Below are 19,582 nucleotides of genomic sequence, written 5' to 3'. Positions count from 1 at the left end.
CGCACCTGCCACCCTCGCTCAGCCGGACTGTTTGACAAAGCCATGATCGCCCCCCCCCCCCCCCCCCCCCCCCCCCCCCCCCCCCCCCCCCCCCGCGCCGGGTGCTACTTCCCGACTTCCTTCGTCACCAGGGCGATCGCCTCGTCCACGTCGTCCGTGACGTGGAAGAGGTACAGGTCCTTCTCCGAGGCCTTGCCCTGGGCGACCACGGTGTTCCTCAGCCAGTCGATCAGCCCGCTCCAGTAGGTCGTGCCGAACAGCACGATCGGGAAGCGGGTGATCTTCTGCGTCTGGACCAGCGTCAGCGCCTCGAACAGCTCGTCGAGCGTGCCCAGGCCGCCCGGCAGGACCACGAAGCCCTGGCTGTACTTGACGAACATCGTCTTGCGGACGAAGAAGTACCGGAAGTTCAGGCCGAGGTCGACGTGCTGGTTGAGCCCCTGCTCGAAGGGCAGCTCGATGCCGAGCCCGACCGAGATCCCGTTGCCCTCGCGGGCGCCCTTGTTCGCGGCTTCCATCGCGCCCGGACCGCCGCCGGTGATGACCGCGAAGCCCGCGTCGACGAGGGCCCGGCCGATGGCCACGCCCGCCTCGTAGTCCGCCGAGTCCGCCGGGGTGCGGGCCGAGCCGAACACGCTGATCGCCGGCGGCAGCTCCGCCAGGGTGCCGAAGCCCTCGATGAACTCCGACTGGATGCGCAGGACCCGCCAGGGGTCGGTGTGCACCCACTCGGAGGGTCCCGCGGAGTCCAGCAGCCGCTGGTCGGTCGTGCTTCCCGCCTGGACCTGGTCACGCCGTCGCAGTACGGGACCCAGCTGTTGCTCCGCCGGCTTGCCCCGGCCGCCCTCAGGGTTGCCCATGATGTGCTCCCTCCTGCTGATCGTTCGGATCAGGGTAGGCGCACAAAGGTGACGAGAAGCGGAATTCAGGAGGTCAGCCAGGCACGGAGTCGGTCCTCGCAGTGCAGGATCGCCTTCGCGCTGACCCGTTCGTCGACCTTGTGGGCCAGCAGCGCGTCTCCCGGGCCGTAGTTGACGGCCGGGACGCCCAACGCGCTGAAGCGCGACACGTCCGTCCACCCGAACTTCGGCATGGCCCGACCGCCGACCGCCGCCATGAACGCGGCCGCCGCCGGATGCGACAGGCCGGGCAGCGCCCCGCCGGAGCTGTCGTCCACCACGAACTCCGTGATCGCGCAGTCGGCGAAGACCTCGCGGACGTGCGCGAGCGCCTCGGCCGCGCTGCGGTCGGGGGCGTAGCGGAAGTTGACCGTCACCGCGCAGGCGTCGGGGATCACGTTGTTGGCGACGCCGCCCTCGATCCGTACGGCGTTGAGGCCCTCGTGGAACTCCAGCCCGTCGATGACCGGGCGGCGCGGCTCGTACGCAGCGAGCTTCGCGAGGATCGGCCCGGCCGCGTGGATCGCGTTGGACCCCATCCAGCTGCGCGCGGAGTGGGCGCGCTCGCCGGCCGTGTGCAGGATCACCCGCAGGGTGCCCTGGCAGCCGCCCTCGACCTCCGCGTTGGAAGGCTCCAGGAGGACCGCGAAGTCGCCGGTCAGCCAGTCCGGGTGGGCCTCGGCGACCTTGCCCAGGCCGTTGAGGTGGGCGGCGACCTCTTCCTGGTCGTAGAAGACGAAGGTGAGGTCCCGGTTCGGCTCGGGCACGGTGGCCGCGATCCGCAGTTGGACGGCGACCCCGGACTTCATGTCGGTCGTGCCGCAGCCCCACAGGACGCCGTCCTCGTCCAGCCGCGAGGGGACGTTGTCGGCGATCGGCACGGTGTCGAGGTGCCCGGCGAGCACGACGCGCTCCGCGCGGTCGAGGTGCGTGCGGGCCACGACGTTGTTGCCGAAGCGGTCGACGGTGAGGTGCGGCAGGCGTCGCAGGGCCAGCTCCACGAGGTCCGCGAGGACCTTCTCGTCGCCGCTCACGGAAGGGATGTCGACGAGCCGGGCGGTCAGCTCGGCAGCGTCCAGGGTGAGGTCCAGCTCGGATTCGGACATGGCTCCGACCCTAATGCCCCACCTCGACCGGAAGGCCGGACCGTCCGGCCGATGGACGAGTCGAACGGCTCAAGTACGGTGGGCCGCGTGTCCGAGACTCACCACACGGCTCCCCGACCGCGTCGTCGCCGCCGCCCGTACAGGCTGGCCGCGGCGCTGCTCGTGCTGCTCGGGCTCGCCGGTTACTACCTCGTCCAGAACGAATCGACGGGCGGCGACGGCGCCCCGCACTGCACCGTGGTGGCCGCCGGGCCGGGCGGCGGGGAGGCGCGCGGTTCGTACTCCATGAACCTCGAACAGGCCCGGTACGCGGCCACGATCGCGGCGGTCGGCACGGCCAGGAAGATGCCGGAGCGGGCGGTGACGATCGCGATGGCCACGGCCATGCAGGAGTCCGCACTGCGCAACCTCGACCACGGGGACCGGGATTCGCTGGGCCTCTTCCAGCAGCGGCCCTCGCAGGGGTGGGGCACCCCGGCGCAGATCATGGACCCGGTCTACTCGGCCGGGATCTTCTACGACCGCCTCAAGGAGGACGTGCCCGACTACGCGGACCTCCCGCTCACGGTGGCCGCGCAGAAGGTGCAGCGCAGCGGTTTCCCGGACGCCTACGCGAAGCACGAGTCGGACGCCGTCCTGCTCGCGGCGGCCTTCACGGGACGGGCCCCGGGGGCCCTGAGCTGCTCGGGGCCGCTCCCGCAGGAGACGGGGGACGCGACGCGGGTCAAGGCGGAGCTGGTGAAGGTGTTCGGCAGCGCGCTGGCACCGAAGGCGGGCCCGCCCGCCTCCCGGGTCGCCGCGCAGCGGGCGCCCGCCGACGACTCCGAGGTCACCCTGTCCGTCTCGGGGAAGGACTACCAGGGTCCCGCCGACCAGCGGCGCGGCTGGGAGCTCGCGAGCTGGACGGTGGCGCACGCCGCCGAACTCGGCGTCCAGCGGGTCTCCTACGGCGACAAGGCGTGGATCGCGGGCAAGAACAAGGGGCGGTGGATCGACAAGCCGCCGGGCACGTCCGGTGACGGCGACCCGCGCAACGCGGGCCCGGACGACGTGCGGATCTTCGTCGCCCCACTGAACCGCTGAGCCGCTGAACCGCTGAGCCCCTGACGGTGCGAACCGGCCACCGGCCGGGCCGTTGCCGGCCGATCAGCGCACCCGGTCAACCGTGCGGGACGTCACCCGCACGGGGCCGGTGCGCAGCGGCGCACTTCGGTGCGCGAGGGGGGCAGAAGGCCAGCTCATCGCACATCTGATGCGCTTGTCACCGAAGCGGATAAAACGACGCGTTGCCAAGCCTTTACCCACCCGCTCCGCAACTCAGGGCGCCCCCGAGGGAGTTGTGCACGGCGTACTCAGCCCGCACGACGACGCTTAGGAGCACCATGTCCCTCCCCCTGACCCGCCGGATCGCCCGTGCCGCACTGCTGCTCGCAGCCGGAGCGGCGCCCGTGGTCGGCGCGGCCGGCTCGGCGAGCGCCGTGGGCCTGGAGTCGGCACCCCAGCTGGGTTCGCTGACCGCCCTGGACTCAGCGGGCCTCGGCCACGCCGTGGACGGTGTCGCCGGCAAGAGCGGCCTGCCGACGGACGCGCTCACCGGGAAGCTGATGGGCGGCCTGCCCACCGACACCGCCCCGGCCGCCGCGCCCGCGCCCGCCGCACCCGCCGCCGACGCACCCGCCGCCGACGCGCCCGCCGCGCCGGCGCCCGCCCCCGTCCCCGCCCCCGCCTCTGCTCTGCCGACCGACGGGCTGCCCGGGGCGGCCGCCCTCACCCCCCTCCAGTCGCTGCCGCTGGGTGGTCTGCCGCTCGGCGGCTGACGCCCGTACGCGGGACGCGGGACGCGGAACGCCGAAGGGGCCGGGAGCACGAACTCCCGGCCCCTTCGGGCCGTACCGACCGCGGTGGTCGCCGGCGGCGGCCTCAGCCGAGGCGCTTGACCGCCGCGGCCACCCGCTCGTCCGTCGCCGTGAACGCGACGCGCACGTGGTTCGCGCCCGCCTCGCCGTAGAAGTCGCCGGGGCAGACCAGCACGCCGAGTCCGGCGAGGTAGGCGACCGTCTCCCAGCAGGGCTCGTCGCGCGTCGCCCACAGGTAGAGGCTGGCCTCGCTGTGCTCGATCCGGAAGCCGTGCGCCTCCAGGGCCGCGCGCAGCGCCTCGCGGCGGGCCGCGTAGCGCTCGCGCTGCTCCCGCACGTGCGCGTCGTCGCCCAGCGCGACCGCGGCCGCGGCCTGCACCGGGGTAGGCGTCATCATCCCGCCGTGCTTGCGGATCTCCAGCAGCTCGGCGAGGACGGCGGCGTCACCGGCGATGAAGGCCGCCCGGTAGCCGGCCAGGTTGGAGCGCTTGGAGAGGGAGTGGACGGCCACCAGGCCGTCGTAGGAGCCGCCGCTCACCTCGTCGTCCAGTACGGAGACGGGCTCGGCGTCCCAGCCCAGCTCCAGGTAGCACTCGTCGCTGAAGACCAGGATCCCGTGCTCGCGCGCCCAGGCCACGATCCGGATCAGCTCCTCCTTGGCGAGGACCTTCCCGGTCGGGTTGGACGGCGAGTTCAGCCACAGCAGCTTCAGCCCGGTCGGGTCGAGCTCGGTCGGGTCGTCGTAGACCACCGCCTCGGCACCGCACAGCAGCGCGCCGACCTCGTAGGTCGGGTACGCGAGGCGCGGGTAGGCGACCTTGTCGCCCGCGCCCAGGCCCAGCTGGGTCGGCAGCCAGGCCACCAGTTCCTTGGAGCCGACCACCGGCAGCACGTTGCGGTGCCCGACGTTGCTCGCGCCGAGGCGCCCGCGCACCCAGTCCGTGATCGCGTCGCGGTACGCGGCCGTGCCCCACACGGTCGGGTAACCCGGGGAGTCGGCGGCCGCCACCAGGGCGCGCTGGATCAGGTCCGGCACCGGGTCCACGGGGGTACCGACGGACAGGTCGACGATGCCGTCCGCGTGCGCGGAGGCGGTTGCCTTGTACGGCTCCAGCTTGTCCCAGGGGAAAGCGGGAAGGCGAGCGGATACTGCGGCCACGGTGGTCTCTGCTCTCTCTCTGCGTGCTCTGCGTACCGGTGCGTGCACGGACGGGCCGTGCGCACCGGATTCGGAAAACACCTCGGTCCCGTGCGGCGCGTTCGCCGTACGGGACCGAGGGACGCGCCCGCCTAAGACGGTCAGTGCTCGCCGTTCATGGGCGGCAGCGCGGCGATGAAGGAGTGGTCGCGCTCGATCAGGCCGAGCTTGGAGGCACCACCGGGCGAGCCGAGCTCGTCGAAGAACTCGACGTTCGCCTTGTAGTAGTCCTTCCACTCTTCCGGAGTGTCGTCCTCGTAGAAGATGGCCTCGACCGGGCAGACCGGTTCACACGCACCACAGTCGACGCATTCGTCCGGGTGGATGTACAAGGACCGCTGGCCCTCGTAGATGCAGTCGACGGGGCACTCTTCGATGCATGCCTTGTCCTTGACGTCGACACAAGGCTCCGCGATGACGTAGGTCACGCTCTCGTTCCTCCTCGGTAGGGCTTTCCATATCGCGCGGGAGCGCGGCGTCGTCGATGCCCGCATCTAGTATCTCCGTTCCCGGGCACGATCCGAACAGGAGGGGCGGAGACAGCTGTGGAAATCACTGCCGGCGCACTGATGGAAATCCGTATCACCCAGGCTGACGTGGGCAAACGGGTCTCTGTACGACGGGTGGAGACCGCATCGGGCCGGTCTGTCACGTTCACGGACACCCTGGGTGTGCTCACATCGTGGACCGGTGGTGTGCTGCTGATCACACAAAAGAACGGCAAGAGCGTCCGTATCGCGGAATCCTTGCTGGTGGCGGGCAAGGTCGTGCCGCCCGCGCCGGCCCGCCGCAGGGGCCCTTCGGCCACTTTCGAGGAGCTGTCCCGCTCCGCCGCGCGGGCCTGGCAGCCCCTGGAGAGCGAGGCGCTGGGCGGGTGGACGCTGCGGGCGGCCGCCGGGTTCACCCGGCGGGCCAACTCGGCGCTCCCGCTGGGTGACCCGGGAATGCCGGTCGAGGAAGCACTCGCGCGGGTGACGGCCTGGTACGCGCGGCGCGGACTTCCCGCCTACGTCCAGGCCGCGACGGGCGCCCTCGGCACCCAGGAGCTGCTCTGCGCGGAGCTGGAACGCCTCGGCTGGGTCCGCGAGGTCTCGGCGCAGACGCGGATCGCCGCGCTCGCGCCGATCGGCGACCTGGACGCGGACGTCAGCGGCGTGGAGTTGACGCGCGCGTGCGACGAGGAGTGGCTGGGCCGGTACGGGCGTACGGGCGCCCTCGCCCCGGTCGCGCGGCAGGTGCTGTCGGCGGGCCCCTCGGTGTGGTTCGCGAAGGTCGCGGGGCGGGCGATCGGGCGGTGCGTGGTGGACGGCCGCTGGGCCTCCTTCGCGGCGGTGGAGGTCGATCCCGCGCACCGGCGGGAGGGGCTGGCCACCTCGGTGATGACGGCGCTCGCCCGGCGCGCGCTGGACGAGGGCGCGTCGGCGGCGTGGCTCCAGGTGGAGGACGACAACGCCGGGGCGCTCGCGCTGTACGACCGGCTCGGCTTCGCGCCGCACCACTCCTACCACCACTTCCGGGCGCGGTGATGGGGTTCCGCGAGGAGTTCGCGGCGGAGGCCCGGGCGGAGCGGCCCGACCTCGCGCTGCTGTGCCTCTACCTGGCCGCCGAGGCGGATCCCGCGCTGGACCAGCGGGCCGTCGACGAGGCGCAGATCGAGTTGGACCGGCTGGCCGGGCTGCTGCCCTACGGGCTGCGCGGGGCGCGGGCCTGGGCTTCGGCGGTGACGGAGCTGCTGGGTGGGCGGATGGCGTTCCACGGGACCCCGGCCGACTACGACCGGCTGTCGTCCTCGCTGCTGCACGAGGTGCTGCGGCGGCGGCGCGGGCTGCCGATCCTGTTGTCGGTGGTGTGGCTGGAGGTGGCCCGGCGGGCCGGTGCGCCGGTGTACGGGCTGGCCCTGCCGGGGCACTTCGTGGTCGGCTTCGGGGATCCCGAGGAGGGGGTCGTGGTGGATCCCTTCGCGAGCGGGGCCGCGTTGGGGGCCGGGCCGGCGGAGCTGGCGGAGGGGCCTCGGCTGGCGGCCCGGACGCTGGACATCGTCCTGCGGATCCTGAACAACGTCCGGGCCTGGGCCTCGACCCGGCCCGAGCACTCCGGGGTGGCGCTGTGGGCGCTGGACCTGGCGCTGCTGCTTCCGTCGCATCCGGCGGCGCTGCGGTACGAGCGGGCGCGGCTGTTGGTCGAGCGGGGCTCCTACACGGAGGGTGCGGTGGAGCTGGAGGGGTACGCGGTGGTCGTCGACGCGATAGACAAGGAGGCCGCGTCCCGCATCCGAGCCGAAGCCGTAGCCGCCCGAGCCCGCCTGAACTGACCCCGCCAGCCCCCCAACACGCGCCAGACTCGCCTCCGGCGGCGCCTCAAACGCCGGCGAGGCTGGTGGGGGCCGATGCAGCCGACTGGGCCGAACAAATCCAGCCCCGCCGGCGTTTGAGGCGCGGGGCGCGGGGCGGAGCCCCGCCAAAGGCCGACACCGCCGAACAGACCCAGCCCCGCCGGCGATTGAGGCGCGGGGTGCGAGGCGGAGCCCCGCCAAAGGCCGACACCGCCGAGCAACATCCAGCCCCGCCGGCGTTTGAGGCGCGGGGTGTGGGGCGGAGCCCCGCGAGAGGCCGACACCGCCGAACAGATCCAGCCCCGCCGGCGTTTGAGGCGCGGGGCGCGGGGCGGAGCCACGCGAGAGGGTGATGCCGCCGAGCAACATCCAGCCCCGCCGGCGATTGAGGCGCCGGGTGTGGGGCGGAGCCACGCGAGAGGGTGGTGCGGCCTGCCGGAGGCGCGGGTGGCAGGCTGCTGGGGGTGGCTACAGCCAGCCCTTGGTGCGGGCGATGGTTGCCGCTTCCTGGCGGTTGCGGGCGGCCAGTTTCTGGATCGCGGTCGAGAGGTAGTTGCGCACCGTGCCCTGGGACAGGTGCAACCGGGCCGCCAGTTCGGCGTTCGTCGCCCCGCCCTCCGCCCCCCGCAGAACCTCCCGCTCGCGGTCCGTCAGCGGGTTCGCCCCCTCCGCCAGGGCCGCCGCCGCGAGCGTGGGGTCGATGACCCGGTCCCCCGCGAGCACCCTCCGTACCGCTTCGGCCAGTTGCGCGGCGGGCGCGTCCTTGACCAGGAAGGCCGAGGCCCCCGCCTCCATGGCCCCGCGCAGGTAGCCCGGCCGGCCGAAGGTCGTCAGGATCACGATCTTGAGCCCCGGCACCCCGTCCCGCAGCAGCGCCGCCGCCTCGATCCCGGTCAGCCCCGGCATCTCGATGTCCAGCAGGGCCACGTTCACGTCGTGCGCCCGCGCCGCGGCCAGCACCTGGTCCCCGCGGGCGACTTGGGCGACGACCTCGATGTCCGACTCCAGCCCGAGCAGCGCCGCGAGCGCCTCGCGCACCATCGACTGGTCTTCGGCGAGCAGGATCCGGATCGGCGCTGGGGTCATGACGGCGATCCTAGAGGGACCTGCGCGGCCAACCGGAAGCCGCGGTGGGCGGTCGGGGACACCGGGCCAGCGGTCAGCGTGCCGCCCACCGCCACCAGCCGTTCCGTCAGGCCGGTCAGGCCGTTGCCGGGCGTGCCGGGGTCGCACTTGCCGTCGTCGGTGACCGTCAGCTCCATCACGGGTCCGGCCAGCGTCTGGCGCACGGCCAGCCTGATGGTGCACCGCGCGGCCCCGCTGTGCCGGACCACGTTGGTGACCGCTTCGCGCAGCGCGTAGGCCAGCGCGGACTCGGCCTCCTCGGGCAGTTCCACCTCCGGTTCGGCGGCCGGCAGGTCGGCGGCCACGCCGGCCGCCGTCAGCGCGGTCCGGGCCCCGGCGAGTTCGCCGGGCAGGGTCGGCCGCCGGTAGCCGCTGACCGCTTCCCGTACGTCGGTCAGCGCCTGCCGGCTGACCTGCTCGATGTCGGCGATCTGCTGGGCCGCCCGGTCGGGGTGCTCCGGGAGCATCCGCCCGGCCAGTTCGCTCTTGAGCGTGATCAGGGAGAGCGAGTGCCCGAGCAGGTCGTGCAGGTCGCGCGCCATCCGCAGGCGCTCCTCGTTGGCCGCGAGCTGCGCCACCGTGGCCCGCGCCTGGCGCAGTTCGACGGTGGTGGCGATCATCTGCCGGATGCCGACCATCGCGAAGCCGCCCAGGAAGGCGGGTACGAGCAGCCCGGCCAGGAAGTCCCGGCCCGCGGGCACGGCCAGCGAGGTCAGCGTCAGGAGCGCGGTGGCGGCGGGCACGGCCCAGCGCGAGAGCCGGCCGGGCAGCGCGGCCCCGGAGGAGACCGAGACGTACACGAAGAGGACCAGCCACTCCCGGCCCAGGCACAGGGACAGCGCGATCGCCTGCGCGGACATGACCGCGAGCGAGATCAACACCCGTTGCCGGGCGAACTGTCGGACCGTGCGGAAGACCAGGGTCAGGTACCAGCCGACGAAGGCGGCCAGGCCCAAGGCGCCGAGCAGCACCGCGTACCAGCTGTGGCCGCCGCTGACCAGGTCGGTCACCGGGGCGCTGAGGTAGAAGAGCCAGATGCCGACCCAGAGGGACTTCACGACCGTCTGGCGGCGGTTCTCGGGGGCCTGTCCGATGCGGTCGAGACCGTCGCTCTCCAGTGGAGCGACGGCCGGCCCCGTCTTCGTGCGTGTCATGCTCACGCCTTCAGTGTGTCCTTGCGGTAGAGCCAGGCGGCACCGCCCGCGAAGAGTACGAAGTACACGGCGAGGATCGCCACGTCCTTGAGGTGCGGCGCGCCGCCCAGTTCGATGGCCTGGCCGAGTCCGGCGTAGGCGCGGGTGGGGAGCCACTGGGTGATGTTCTGGAGCCACTGCGGGTAGACCGAGGTGGGCATCCACAGGCCGCCGAGGATGGACAGGCCGAAGTAGACGATCATCACGATGGGGCGGGCGCTGTCGCCGCTGACCAGGTAGCCGATGGCCACGCCGAGCGCGGCGAAGACGAGGCTGCCGGCCCAGATGGCCGCGGTGAGCGCGACCCACTGCCAGGCGTCGAACCGTACGCCCTTGAGGATCGCGGCGACCAGGAAGACGACCACGATCGCGGGCAGCGAGAGGATCGCGGCACTGGAGATCTTGCCGAGGACGTAGCCGTGCCCGGGGAGGGCGGTCAGCCGCAGCTGGCGCACCCAGCCCTTCTCGCGCTCCTTGGCGATCATCTCGCTCTGGCCCACCAGGACGGCGGTCAGGGCGCCGAAGGAGGCCATCGCCACCATGTAGAAGGCGGGCATCGTCAGGTCGGTGCCGTAGACCTTGGTGGTGCCGCTCTGGGTGCCGCCGATCATCAGGAAGAGCGCCGCGGGGTAGATCACGGTGAAGAACAGGTACTTCTTGTTGCGCAGGGCCCGGGTGATTTCGAGCTTGACGAGGGTCTTCATGATGCGGCGGCCTCCTCGGCCTCGGTGAGGGCGATGAATGCCTGCTCCAGGCCCAGCCCGGCGACTTCGAGGTTGCGCGGGTAGAGGCCCAGGCCGTAGACGGCGTGCACGGTGGCGTCGGCGTCGCGCGACTGGAGCTTGACGGTGGAGCCGTGGACGTCGAGCCGGGTCAGGAACGGCAGCTCGCGCAGCCGCTCCTCCTCGAAGGGCTCGGTGAGGTCGAAGGAGACCTTGCGCGCGCCCGCCTTGGCCTTGATCTCGGCGGCGGAGCCGTCGGCGAGGATCCGGCCGCGGTGCAGGACGATGACGCGGTCGGCGATCGCGTCGGCCTCTTCCAGGTAGTGCGTGGCGAAGAGGACCGTACGTCCCTGGTCGGCCTGTTCGCGCATGGTGGCCCAGAAGGACTGGCGGGCGGTGACGTCCATGCCGGTCGTCGGCTCGTCGAGGACGATCAGGTCGTTGGCACCGGCCGTGGCGAGGGCGAAGCGGACCCGCTGCTCCTGGCCGCCGGAGAGCTTGTTGACCTTGCGGTCGGCGATCGCGGTGATGCCGGCCCGGGTCAGCACCTCCTCGACCGGGTAGGCCCGGGGGTGCAGCGCGCAGCCGAGGGTGACCAGCTCGCGGACGGTGACCTCCTCCATCAGGCCGCCGCTCTGGAGCATCGCGCCCACCCGGCCGGCCGCGATGGCCTGCCCGGGGGTGCCGCCGAAGACCGTGACCGAGCCGGTGTCCGCCGGGCGCAGGCCCAGCAGGAGGTCGAGGGTGGAGGACTTCCCGGCACCGTTCGGGCCCAGCAGTGCGACGGTCTCGCCCGGGTGCAGCTCCAGCGAGAGGCCGTCGACCGCGCGGACCGCGCCGTAGCTCTTGGTCACGTTCTCGAAGCTCACCACGGGGGTCCCGGTGGTCTTCGCAGTGGTCGTCGTCATGGGGAAAGACTCCCCCGGGCGGGGGTGGCGGCGGCAGTGTCCGCCGTCGTGCGTCCGGACTGACAAATGTCATGCACAAGGCATGACAGTGCAGGTCAGGGGCGGCGCGGGCCGCGGACGGGGCGGGTCACGGACGGCGCCGGCCGGGAACGGCGCAGGCCCTGTCCGGAGCTCCGGACAGGGCCTGCGACCCGCTGTTCCCGCCGCGAGGCGGGGGGATCAGCTGGGGTTGGTGTCGATCGTGACGGTCCGCTCGGCGGCGGTCTTGCCGCGCAGTCCCTTGCGCAGGGCGCCGACGATGTCCTGCGGGGTGACGGCGGTCTTCTCGCCGTTGCCGCGGGTGATCAGGACCCCGTCGAACTGGGTCCCGGTCAGCTCCTTGATCGCTTCGAGGTCGTACTTGTCGACCAGCTTGCCGTCGACCGCCGTCATGCTCAGGATCTTGGGCAGCGACCGGGCGGGGCCGTAGGGGACGGACTTGCCGCCCGCCTTGACCGTGACGTTCCCCGACATCGCCGGTTCGGCGAACTCCTTCATCGCCCGGTCCAGCTCCGCCTGGTTGACGACGGGCGCCCGCTTGGCGGTCGGCAGCTCGACCGGAGCGGCCTCGCCGGTGCCGACCTGGCTGCGGTAGGCCGCCACCACCTTGGTGATGGAGGCGTCCACGTCCAGGGAGGTGCCCTCCTTGCCCGGGACCGCCACGACCTTGTTCGGCTCGAACTTGATCGTGCCCTCGGAGGCGGACCCCGCGGTGCCGGCCAGCTCCTCCAGGGCGACCTGGAGCTTCTCCTCGTCGACCGGCATGACCGGCTCGGCCACCCGCTTCTGTCCCAGCAGCGAGCCGATGACGGTGACGGGGTTGTAGTCGCTGCCGGCCGCGTTGCGCACGGTGGTCTGGGCGTCGAGGGTCAGCCCGGCCTTCTCGGGCTTCAGCTCGACCTGCTTGCCGCCGACGGTGAGCTTGACCGGGGCGTTGCTGCGGGGGCCGAAGGCGCTCTGGAGCTTGGCCACCGCCTCGTCGCGGGTACCGGTGATGTCCACGCCGAAGACGGTGGTGCCCTTGGGCACGTCGGAGTGGTTGAGCAGCAGACCGGCACCGTAGGCGATGCCGACCACGCCGAAGAGGGCGCCGCCGAGCAGGACCACCTTGGAGCGGCCCTTCTTGGCCTTCTTGGCGGAGGCCGCCGGGGCGGCGGACCCGGCGGGCCGGGCCGCGGCCTTGGGCTGCTTGCCCTTCTTGCCCTTCTTGCCCTGGGGCTCCGCGGCGGCGGGCGCCGGGGGCGGCGGCGTGAAACCGGCCGGCGGCGGCGGGTTGAAGCCGGCCGGGGGCGGCGGGTCGGCCATCGGGAAGGCGCTGGTGGCCGCGCCACCGGTGCCGTTCAGCTCGGGCCCGGGCCAGCGGGGGGCGGCGAAGTTGGCCGTGTCGTCGTCGAGCCGCGGCGGGCCGCCGACGGGCACGGTGCCGTGGACGGGACCGCTGGTCGGGCCGGCCGGGGCCGCGGCGGGACCCGTGCCGTAGCCGGGCGCCGGGGCCGGGGCGCCGCCGGGCGCGCCGCCCTGGTAGTCGCCGCCGAAGCCGTCGACCGGTGGGGCGGGCGGACCCGCCGGGTACTGGGCGCCGGGGCCGCTCGTACGGGCCACCGGGCCGGGACGTGCGGGCAGCCCGGGGCGACCCTGGGCCGGGCCGGGGCCCTGGCCGGCGGCCGGACCCTGACCGGGCTCCGGGGCGTCGCCCGGACCGGCCTTGCGCGGGGCGAACCAGTTGCTCGCCGGTTCCGCGGGCTCGGGCGCGGCGGGAGGCGGCGGCGGACCCTGCGGCGACGGCGCGGGCGCCCCGGCCGCGCGGCCGAAGGGCGCACCGGAAGCGCCGGACGGACCGCCGGGCGCGGCCGGCGCCGCGGGCGCCTGCGGGCGCTGCTCCGGCTCACCGGCGCCGACCGGCTTGCGGACGACGACGGGCGGGATCGGCCGCGAACCCGGGATGTTGATCCGGATCCGCGTCGTCAGCGTCGTCTCGGTCTTGGGTCCGTCGGAGTCCGCGGCAGGCGTGGACGGCTTCGAGGTCACAGGCTTCTCCTCCGGGGCGTTACCCGCGGCGTCCGTGGACGGGTACTGGCCGGTTCCATACGGCGGTGTACCCGACGGGTAGGCGGCTCCACCGAGGCCCTGGGGCCCGGAGGACGAACGGTCGGTTTCACGAGTCAAGGCAGGATCTCCCGGTTGGCTCCGCCGCCCGCGTGCCGTGCGCGGGCAGCTCGGCGGCCCGTCCACCATACTGGCCGCCGCCGGCGCGCAACTGACCACCGGGGGCAATGGCATTCCCCGGGGGGACCGGCGCATGGGGCAAAGGGGGCGTGCCGGGCGGTTTCACAACCCCGGGCGCACGTCACGGTGTAGCACCCAACGGCACGTCACCTGCCGGGCCTCCCGGCCGAAACCGGTTGCTCGACCGGGCCGCGCAGGGTGGCACACATCACAGCGATCACGATGCCGCCGAGGAGGTAGGCATACATCCCGATTCCGGTCGAACTGAGCAGGAAGTCCCCTTCGGGCCGCGGGGCGCCCACCAACACGTAGGCGAGGAACCAGCCGATGACGGGCACGCCCACGCCGATCCCGTTGCCGATGACCAGACGGCCCGCCAGGAAGAGCCCGAGCAGGGCCAGCAGGGCCAGGACGAGGCCGCCGGGGAACCAGAGGTCGACGACGAGCCAGCCCGCCGCGCCGGCCAGCGCGCCGAGCACCAGCAGGCCGAGGAGCGCGACGATCCGGGCCGGGGTCCAGGTGGTGGTCACGCGCCCGCTCCCGCCACGTCGGTGACGCCCGCGAAGAGGTCGCTCTCGCGCTCCCCCGCCGGGGCGCCGGAGCGGCCGGCCACCAACTCGTAGTACTCCCGCGCGAACAGCGGCTGCGCCAGGTCGTTGGAGAGCGCGAAGACGCCCTCACCGTCGGCGACGGCGACCTGGGTGGCGTGGGCGCGCATCGCGGCCGCCTTGGCCGCCGCGTACGGTTCGCCGTCCGCGGCGCCGATCTCGGCGGTGACGCGCTCGTCGGCGACCACGCCGGGCACGTCGTCGGGCACGGCGATGCCGGGGAAGGGCGCCCGCTCCGCGGCGCGCAGCCGCGCGAAGCCCTCCTCGACGACCGAGCGCGGCACCCGGTTCCAGTAGACCTTCTCGATCGCGTGGGGCGCGCCGAGGTGGTCCGCGTACGCCGGGTCCGCGGCCAGTTCGGCGGCGCGGGTGGCGACCCGGTGGGCCTGGATGTGATCGGGGTGGCCGTAGCCGCCGTCGGGGTCGTAGGTGACGAGCACCTGGGGCCGGACGCGGCGGATCACCTCGACCAGGAAGCCGGCGGCCTCGTCCACGTCGGCGGACCAGAAGGCGCCGGGGTGCTCGTTCTGCTCGGCGCCCATCATCCCGGAGTCCCGGAACCGGCCGGGGCCGCCCAGGAATCCGTGGTCGGTGACGCCCAGCTCGCGCATGGCGGCGGCCAGCTCGTCGATCCGGTGCGCCCCGAGGGCGTCCTCCCGGTCGGCGGTCAGGTGGGCGAGGCCGGGCGGGATGACCTCGCCCTCCTCGCCCAGCGTGCAGGTCACCAGCGCGACGTGGGCGCCCTCGGCCGCGTACTTGGCCATGGTGACGCCGTTGTTGATCGACTCGTCGTCCGGGTGCGCGTGCACGAGGAGGAGACGACGGGCGGGAAGACCGTTCATGGGGCCAGCCTACGAGGCGGCCCTACAACTTGAGGCCACCGATCATGCCCGCGACGTTCGTGGTCAGCTGGCTGAGAGTGGGAGCGATCGAGGAACTGGACAGGTAGAAGCCCAGCAACACGCACACGACCGCGTGCCCCGCCTTCAGTCCGGACTTCCGGACCAGCAGGAAGACGACGATCCCCAGTAGCACCACGGCCGAGATCGAGAGTGCCACGGCGGTTCACCTCCACGTCGAGCGGACATCGAATCGATTCGCGTGCTCGGCGGACACATACCCACCGTGCGCTATGGATCATAACTATCCGTACCAGCGCATCGATCGAGAACCGGCAGCACGAGGGGCGCACACCGCGCATACGGAGGAGCATCGGCACCACGTGCGACCGTCCGGCGGGGCTCACACCCCGCCGGACGGTTGACGGCACCCGCACGGACCGTACGGCGATCAGGTTCCCCCGCCCGGATCTCGTCGCCGAGACGGTCAAGTTGCCTCCATGTTAAGCCGGTTGCCGGCCTCGTGCGATCTTCTTCGGCGCGTCGCGCACTACGCTTCGGGCGGATCCGGAGGTCCTGGTTCCGATGGCGGCGCGGGCCGGGTCGACGGCTTCTCCGACGCGAAGTGACAGGCCGACGGATGGGCCGCCGCGCCCCCCGCCGCGCGCAGCTCCAGCGGGACCGCCAGCAGCGGCACTTCCTGGGCGCACCGGTTCTCCGCCTTCCAGCAGCGGGTGCGGAAGGGGCAGCCCGACGGCGGATCGGCCGGGGAGGGCACGTCCCCGGAGAGGATGATCCGCTCGCGGTGCTTGCGCGCCTCCGGGTCCGGGACGGGCACGGCGGAGAGCAGGGCCTGTGTGTACGGGTGCGTCGGGTGGTCGTAGATCTGGGTGTCGGTGCCGATCTCCACCACCCGGCCGAGGTACATCACGCCCACCCGGTCCGAGATGTGCCGGACGATCGAGAGGTCGTGGGCGATGAACACGTACGACAGGTCGAACTCGTCCTGGAGCCGCTCCAGCAGGTTGACCACCTGTGCCTGCACGGAGACGTCCAGCGCGGACACCGGTTCGTCCGCGACGATGATCTCGGGACGCAGGGCCAGGCCGCGGGCGATGCCGATGCGCTGGCGCTGGCCGCCGGAGAACTGGTGCGGGTAGCGGTTGATGTACTCCGGGTTCAGGCCGACCACGTCGAGCAGGTCCTGGACCTTGCGGCGCCGGTCGCCCTTGGGGGCCACCTCGGGGTGGATCTCGTACGGCTCGCCGATGATGTCGCCGACCGTCATGCGCGGGTTCAGCGAGGTGTACGGGTCCTGGAAGACCATCTGGATGTTGCGGCGGACGGCCTTGAGGGCCTTGCCCGACAACTTCGTGAGGTCCTCGCCCTTGTAGGAGATCGCGCCCGCCGTGGGCCGTTCCAGGTTCACCAGCATCTTGGCGACCGTGGACTTGCCGCAGCCGGACTCGCCGACGATGCCGAGGGTCTCGCCCCGGGTCAGGGAGAAGGACACCCCGTCGACCGCCTTGACCGCGCCGACCTGCTTCTTGAAGAGGATGCCCTGGGTCAGCGGGTAGTGCTTGACCAGGTCGGTGACTTCGAGGATCGCTTCAGGCACCGAGGCACTCCTTCCAGAAGAAGCACGCGCTGGTGCGGTCCTCGGCCACCTGCGCCAGCGGCGGTACCTCGCCCCGGCAGACGGCCTGTGCCATCGGACAGCGCGGGTTGAAGGCGCAGCCGGGCGGGATGGCCAGCAGGTTGGGCGGCAGGCCCTTGATGGCGTACAGCTCCTGGCCCTTCTGGTCCAGGCGCGGGATGGAATCGAGCAGGCCGCGGGTGTAGGGGTGCGCCGGGTTCTTGTAGATCTCGTGCACCGGGGCGGCCTCGACGATCCGGCCCGCGTACATCACGGCGATCTTGTCGGCTACGTCCGCGACCACGCCCAGGTCGTGGGTGATCAGGATCAGGCCCATGTTGAGCTCGCGCTGGAGCTCCGCGAGCAGGTCCATGACCTGGGCCTGGACGGTGACGTCCAGGGCGGTGGTCGGCTCGTCCGCGATGATCAGCGAGGGTTCCAGGGCCATCGCCATGGCGATCATGATGCGTTGGCGCATTCCGCCGGAGAACTGGTGCGGATAGTCCCCCACCCGCTGCTTCGCGGCCGGGATCTTGACCCGGTCCATGAGCTCGACCGCCTTGGCGCGGGCGGCCTTGCGGGACATCCCGCGGTGCACCTCGTACATCTCGCCCAGTTGGGCGCCGACGCTGAGCACCGGGTTCAGCGAGGACAGCGCGTCCTGGAAGATCATCGCCATCTCGGCGCCCCGGATCTTGCGGCGGGCCTCCTCCTTCATGGTCAGCAGGTCCTGGCCCTTGAAGAGGATCTCGCCGCCCGCGATCTTGCCCGGGGGCGTGTCCAGGATGCCCATGATGGCCTGCGCCGTGACGGACTTGCCGGAGCCGGACTCGCCGAGCACGGCGAGGGTCTCGCCCTCCGCCACCGAGTAGGTGACGCCGTTGACCGCCTTGGCGACCCCGTCGCGGGTACGGAACTCCACGTGGAGGTCGCGGACTTCGAGCAGCATGGTGCCCACTCCTCAGCGCAGCTTGGGGTCGAGGGCGTCGCGCACCGCGTCGCCGAGCATGATGAAGGCGAGCACGGTCAGGCTCAGCGCGCCCGCCGGGTAGAGCAGCATGTGCGGGGCGTTGCGGATCTGCGAGGCGGCGTTGGAGATGTCGATGCCCCAGGAGACCGTGGGCGGGCGCAGCCCGACGCCGAGGAAGGACAGGGTCGCTTCCAGGGCGATGTAGGTGCCGAGCGCGATCGTCGCGACGACGATGACCGGAGCGACGGCGTTGGGCGCCACGTGGCGCAGCATCATCCGGCTGTTGCTCGCGCCGAGCGCGCGGGCGGCCTGGACGTAGTCGTTCTGCTTGGCGGTGATGACGGAGCCTCGGGCGATGCGGGCGATCTGCGGCCAGCCCAGGAGCACGATGAAGCCGACCACCGGCCAGACCGTGGTGCTGGTGACCACCGAGAGGAAGACCAGACCGCCGAGGACGACCGGGATGCCGAAGAAGATGTCGGCGACCCGGGAGAGCAGCGCGTCGCCCCAGCCGCCGAAGAATCCGGCCAGGCCGCCGAGGAAGGAGCCGAGGAGGGCCGCGCCGACGGTGGCGCAGACGCCGACGGTGATGGAGGCGCGGGCGCCGTACACCGTGCGCGTGTAGACGTCGCAGCCCTGGGTGTCGAAGCCGAAGGGGTGGCCGGAGGCGGGGCCCTGCTGGGACTTGGACAGGTCGCACCGCAGCGGGTCGCCGTCGGCGATCAGCTGCGGCCAGATCGCGATGACGACGAGGAAGGCGATGAGGAGGGCGGAGAGGATGAAGACCGGGTTGCGGCGCAGCTGCTGCCAGGCGTCGGACCACAGCGAACGCGCCTTCTCCTGGGGCCCGGTGGCTCCGCCGCCGGGGCCGAGCGGCTTCTCCAGGCTCTCGGCCTCCTCCAGGGCGAGGTCCATGGCGCCGCCCTGTCCGGTGGGGGCGATCGCCTCCCCCTTGCCGGGTCGCAGCGGGTCGTAACGCTCGGGATCAGGCATAACGGATCCTCGGGTCCAGGACCGCGTAGAGCAGGTCGACGAGCAGGTTCGCCAGCAGGAAGACGATGACGAGGATGGTCACGAAGCCGACGACCGTGGGGGCGTTGTTGCGCAGGATGCCCTGGTAGAGCTGGTAGCCGACGCCGTGGATGTTGAAGATGCGCTCGGTGACGATCGCGCCGCCCATCAGGGCGCCGATGTCGGTGCCGATGAAGGTGACCACGGGGATGAGCGAGTTGCGCAGCAGGTGGCGGGTGATGACCCGGCCGCGCGGCAGGCCCTTGGCCACCGCGGTGCGGACGTAGTCGGCCTTGACGTTCTCGGCGATGGAGGTGCGCGAGAGCCGGGTGACGTAGGCGAGGGAGACCAGTGCGAGCACGATGCCGGGCAGGATCAGCTCGTCGAAGGGCGCGTCCGGGGAGACGGTGGGTCGGACCCAGCCCCACTTCACGCCGAGCAGGAACTGGAGCAGGTACCCGGTCACGAAGGTGGGCACCGAGATGACGACCAGGGTGAGCACCAGCAGCGTGGTGTCGATGGCCTTGCCGCGGCGCAGCCCGCTGACCACGCCGAGGGTGATGCCGACCACGACCTCGATGACGATGGCCACGATGGTCAGGCGCAGGGTGACCGGGAAGGCCGTGGACATCAGGGAGGTGACCTTCTGCCCGTTGAAGGCGGTGCCGAAGTCGCCCTTGAAGATCTGGCCCATGTAGTGGAGGTACTGCTTCCACAGGGGTTGGTCGAGGAAGAGGTCCTTGCGGATGCGCGCGGCGGTGGCCGGGTCGGGGGCCTTGTCGCCGAAGAGCGCCGCCACGGGGTCACCGAGCGCGTAGACCATGAAGAAGATCAGGAACGTGCTGCCGATGAACACCGGGATCATCTGGAGCAGCCGCCGGATCACGTACCGTCCCATGGAGGCCTCCAGGGTG

Annotated in this window: 20 protein-coding genes; 4 read left to right on the top strand and 16 right to left on the bottom strand. The window is 72.3% G+C overall.

The annotated features are described in order from the left end of the window. Nucleotides 1-104 precede the first annotated feature (104 nt). Together ACZ4UB_RS14345 and dapE are read right to left on the bottom strand one after the other, a co-directional pair. Nucleotides 105-860, bottom strand: a complete 756-nt coding sequence (locus ACZ4UB_RS14345) for an LOG family protein (protein ID WP_468070375.1) — start codon at nt 858-860, stop codon at nt 105-107. 65 nt (nt 861-925) lie between these two features. Continuing rightward, nucleotides 926-2,005 (bottom strand): succinyl-diaminopimelate desuccinylase, encoded by a 1,080-nt coding sequence (gene dapE / locus ACZ4UB_RS14340; protein ID WP_468070374.1) that lies wholly within the window; start codon nt 2,003-2,005, stop codon nt 926-928. Between the two features lie 51 nt (nt 2,006-2,056). Here dapE and ACZ4UB_RS14335 point away from each other — a divergent pair, with 51 nt between their 5' ends. Next, entirely contained in the window at nt 2,057-3,088 is a 1,032-nt protein-coding gene (locus ACZ4UB_RS14335) for a hypothetical protein (protein WP_468070373.1), read from the top strand. A 299-nt stretch (nt 3,089-3,387) separates the two neighbouring features. Further along, nucleotides 3,388-3,822 (top strand): ATP-binding protein, encoded by a 435-nt coding sequence (locus ACZ4UB_RS14330; RefSeq protein WP_468070372.1) that lies wholly within the window; start codon nt 3,388-3,390, stop codon nt 3,820-3,822. Between the two features lie 103 nt (nt 3,823-3,925). Here the strand turns inward: ACZ4UB_RS14330 and dapC are convergent, their stop codons facing one another. Together dapC and fdxA are read right to left on the bottom strand one after the other, a co-directional pair. Then, the gene (gene dapC / locus ACZ4UB_RS14325) at nt 3,926-5,020 is read right to left on the bottom strand and encodes a succinyldiaminopimelate transaminase (protein ID WP_468070371.1); all 1,095 of its coding nucleotides are present in this window, start codon (nt 5,018-5,020) and stop codon (nt 3,926-3,928) included. 140 nt (nt 5,021-5,160) lie between these two features. Next, nucleotides 5,161-5,487 (bottom strand): ferredoxin, encoded by a 327-nt coding sequence (gene fdxA / locus ACZ4UB_RS14320; protein WP_283459813.1) that lies wholly within the window; start codon nt 5,485-5,487, stop codon nt 5,161-5,163. 117 nt (nt 5,488-5,604) lie between these two features. Here fdxA and ACZ4UB_RS14315 point away from each other — a divergent pair, with 117 nt between their 5' ends. Next, nucleotides 5,605-6,585, top strand: coding sequence for a GNAT family N-acetyltransferase (locus ACZ4UB_RS14315; protein ID WP_468070370.1), 981 nt, complete (start codon nt 5,605-5,607; stop codon nt 6,583-6,585). Beyond that, the gene (locus tag ACZ4UB_RS14310; RefSeq protein WP_354379610.1) at nt 6,585-7,370 is read left to right on the top strand and encodes a transglutaminase-like domain-containing protein; all 786 of its coding nucleotides are present in this window, start codon (nt 6,585-6,587) and stop codon (nt 7,368-7,370) included. The genes ACZ4UB_RS14315 and ACZ4UB_RS14310 overlap by 1 nt, the downstream gene beginning before the upstream one ends. 489 nt (nt 7,371-7,859) lie before the next feature. Here ACZ4UB_RS14310 and ACZ4UB_RS14305 read toward each other — a convergent pair whose 3' ends face one another. The 12 genes from ACZ4UB_RS14305 to ACZ4UB_RS14250 all read right to left on the bottom strand — a co-directional run bounded on the left by ACZ4UB_RS14305 (nt 7,860) and on the right by ACZ4UB_RS14250 (nt 19,566). After that, nucleotides 7,860-8,477 (bottom strand): response regulator, encoded by a 618-nt coding sequence (locus ACZ4UB_RS14305; protein ID WP_468070369.1) that lies wholly within the window; start codon nt 8,475-8,477, stop codon nt 7,860-7,862. Beyond that, the gene (locus ACZ4UB_RS14300; protein ID WP_468070442.1) at nt 8,474-9,670 is read right to left on the bottom strand and encodes a sensor histidine kinase; all 1,197 of its coding nucleotides are present in this window, start codon (nt 9,668-9,670) and stop codon (nt 8,474-8,476) included. The genes ACZ4UB_RS14305 and ACZ4UB_RS14300 overlap by 4 nt, the downstream gene beginning before the upstream one ends. A gap of 2 nt (nt 9,671-9,672) precedes the next feature. After that, complete coding sequence (locus tag ACZ4UB_RS14295) at nt 9,673-10,413, bottom strand: ABC transporter permease (protein WP_468070368.1); 741 nt, start codon at nt 10,411-10,413, stop codon at nt 9,673-9,675. Further along, nucleotides 10,410-11,339, bottom strand: coding sequence for an ABC transporter ATP-binding protein (locus tag ACZ4UB_RS14290; protein ID WP_468070367.1), 930 nt, complete (start codon nt 11,337-11,339; stop codon nt 10,410-10,412). The genes ACZ4UB_RS14295 and ACZ4UB_RS14290 overlap by 4 nt, the downstream gene beginning before the upstream one ends. A 219-nt stretch (nt 11,340-11,558) precedes the next feature. Then, nucleotides 11,559-13,544 (bottom strand): peptidoglycan binding domain-containing protein, encoded by a 1,986-nt coding sequence (locus tag ACZ4UB_RS14285; RefSeq protein WP_468070366.1) that lies wholly within the window; start codon nt 13,542-13,544, stop codon nt 11,559-11,561. Between the two features lie 206 nt (nt 13,545-13,750). Beyond that, a complete protein-coding gene (locus ACZ4UB_RS14280; RefSeq protein WP_468070365.1) occupies nt 13,751-14,134 on the bottom strand; it encodes a DUF6113 family protein in 384 nt (127 codons plus the stop codon). Continuing rightward, entirely contained in the window at nt 14,131-15,054 is a 924-nt protein-coding gene (gene mshB, locus ACZ4UB_RS14275; RefSeq protein WP_468070364.1) for an N-acetyl-1-D-myo-inositol-2-amino-2-deoxy-alpha-D-glucopyranoside deacetylase, read from the bottom strand. The genes ACZ4UB_RS14280 and mshB overlap by 4 nt, the downstream gene beginning before the upstream one ends. 22 nt (nt 15,055-15,076) lie before the next feature. After that, nucleotides 15,077-15,271: a hypothetical protein gene (locus tag ACZ4UB_RS14270; protein WP_283459796.1), complete on the bottom strand. Its 195-nt coding sequence runs from the start codon at nt 15,269-15,271 to the stop codon at nt 15,077-15,079. Between the two features lie 330 nt (nt 15,272-15,601). Further along, nucleotides 15,602-16,669, bottom strand: coding sequence for an ABC transporter ATP-binding protein (locus ACZ4UB_RS14265; protein WP_468070363.1), 1,068 nt, complete (start codon nt 16,667-16,669; stop codon nt 15,602-15,604). Further along, complete coding sequence (locus ACZ4UB_RS14260; RefSeq protein ID WP_468070362.1) at nt 16,662-17,636, bottom strand: ABC transporter ATP-binding protein; 975 nt, start codon at nt 17,634-17,636, stop codon at nt 16,662-16,664. The genes ACZ4UB_RS14265 and ACZ4UB_RS14260 overlap by 8 nt, the downstream gene beginning before the upstream one ends. 12 nt (nt 17,637-17,648) lie before the next feature. Then, nucleotides 17,649-18,650: an ABC transporter permease gene (locus ACZ4UB_RS14255; RefSeq protein WP_468070361.1), complete on the bottom strand. Its 1,002-nt coding sequence runs from the start codon at nt 18,648-18,650 to the stop codon at nt 17,649-17,651. Beyond that, nucleotides 18,643-19,566 (bottom strand): ABC transporter permease, encoded by a 924-nt coding sequence (locus ACZ4UB_RS14250; RefSeq protein WP_468070360.1) that lies wholly within the window; start codon nt 19,564-19,566, stop codon nt 18,643-18,645. Before ACZ4UB_RS14250 ends, ACZ4UB_RS14255 begins: the two co-directional genes overlap by 8 nt. Between the last annotated feature and the right edge of the window lie 16 nt (nt 19,567-19,582).

It is taken from the genome of Streptomyces sp. NPDC028419, from assembly GCF_055565515.1.
Note: the sequence above shows the minus strand (reverse complement) of the source record. Positions and strands in the feature narration are given on the sequence as shown.

Bases quoted from the DNA above. Each gene is read 5' to 3' on its own strand.
- ACZ4UB_RS14345 (WP_468070375.1), bottom strand. From the start codon at position 860: ATGGGCAACCCTGAGGGCGGCCGGGGCAAGCCGGCGGAGCAACAGCTG.
- dapE (WP_468070374.1), bottom strand. From the start codon at position 2,005: ATGTCCGAATCCGAGCTGGACCTCACCCTGGACGCTGCCGAGCTGACC.
- ACZ4UB_RS14335 (WP_468070373.1), top strand. From the start codon at position 2,057: ATGGACGAGTCGAACGGCTCAAGTACGGTGGGCCGCGTGTCCGAGACT.
- ACZ4UB_RS14330 (WP_468070372.1), top strand. From the start codon at position 3,388: ATGTCCCTCCCCCTGACCCGCCGGATCGCCCGTGCCGCACTGCTGCTC.
- ACZ4UB_RS14310 (WP_354379610.1), top strand. From the start codon at position 6,585: ATGGGGTTCCGCGAGGAGTTCGCGGCGGAGGCCCGGGCGGAGCGGCCC.
- ACZ4UB_RS14305 (WP_468070369.1), bottom strand. From the start codon at position 8,477: ATGACCCCAGCGCCGATCCGGATCCTGCTCGCCGAAGACCAGTCGATG.
- ACZ4UB_RS14300 (WP_468070442.1), bottom strand. From the start codon at position 9,670: ATGACACGCACGAAGACGGGGCCGGCCGTCGCTCCACTGGAGAGCGAC.
- ACZ4UB_RS14295 (WP_468070368.1), bottom strand. From the start codon at position 10,413: ATGAAGACCCTCGTCAAGCTCGAAATCACCCGGGCCCTGCGCAACAAG.
- ACZ4UB_RS14290 (WP_468070367.1), bottom strand. From the start codon at position 11,339: ATGACGACGACCACTGCGAAGACCACCGGGACCCCCGTGGTGAGCTTC.
- mshB (WP_468070364.1), bottom strand. From the start codon at position 15,054: ATGAACGGTCTTCCCGCCCGTCGTCTCCTCCTCGTGCACGCGCACCCG.
- ACZ4UB_RS14260 (WP_468070362.1), bottom strand. From the start codon at position 17,636: ATGCTGCTCGAAGTCCGCGACCTCCACGTGGAGTTCCGTACCCGCGAC.
- ACZ4UB_RS14255 (WP_468070361.1), bottom strand. From the start codon at position 18,650: ATGCCTGATCCCGAGCGTTACGACCCGCTGCGACCCGGCAAGGGGGAG.
- ACZ4UB_RS14250 (WP_468070360.1), bottom strand. From the start codon at position 19,566: ATGGGACGGTACGTGATCCGGCGGCTGCTCCAGATGATCCCGGTGTTC.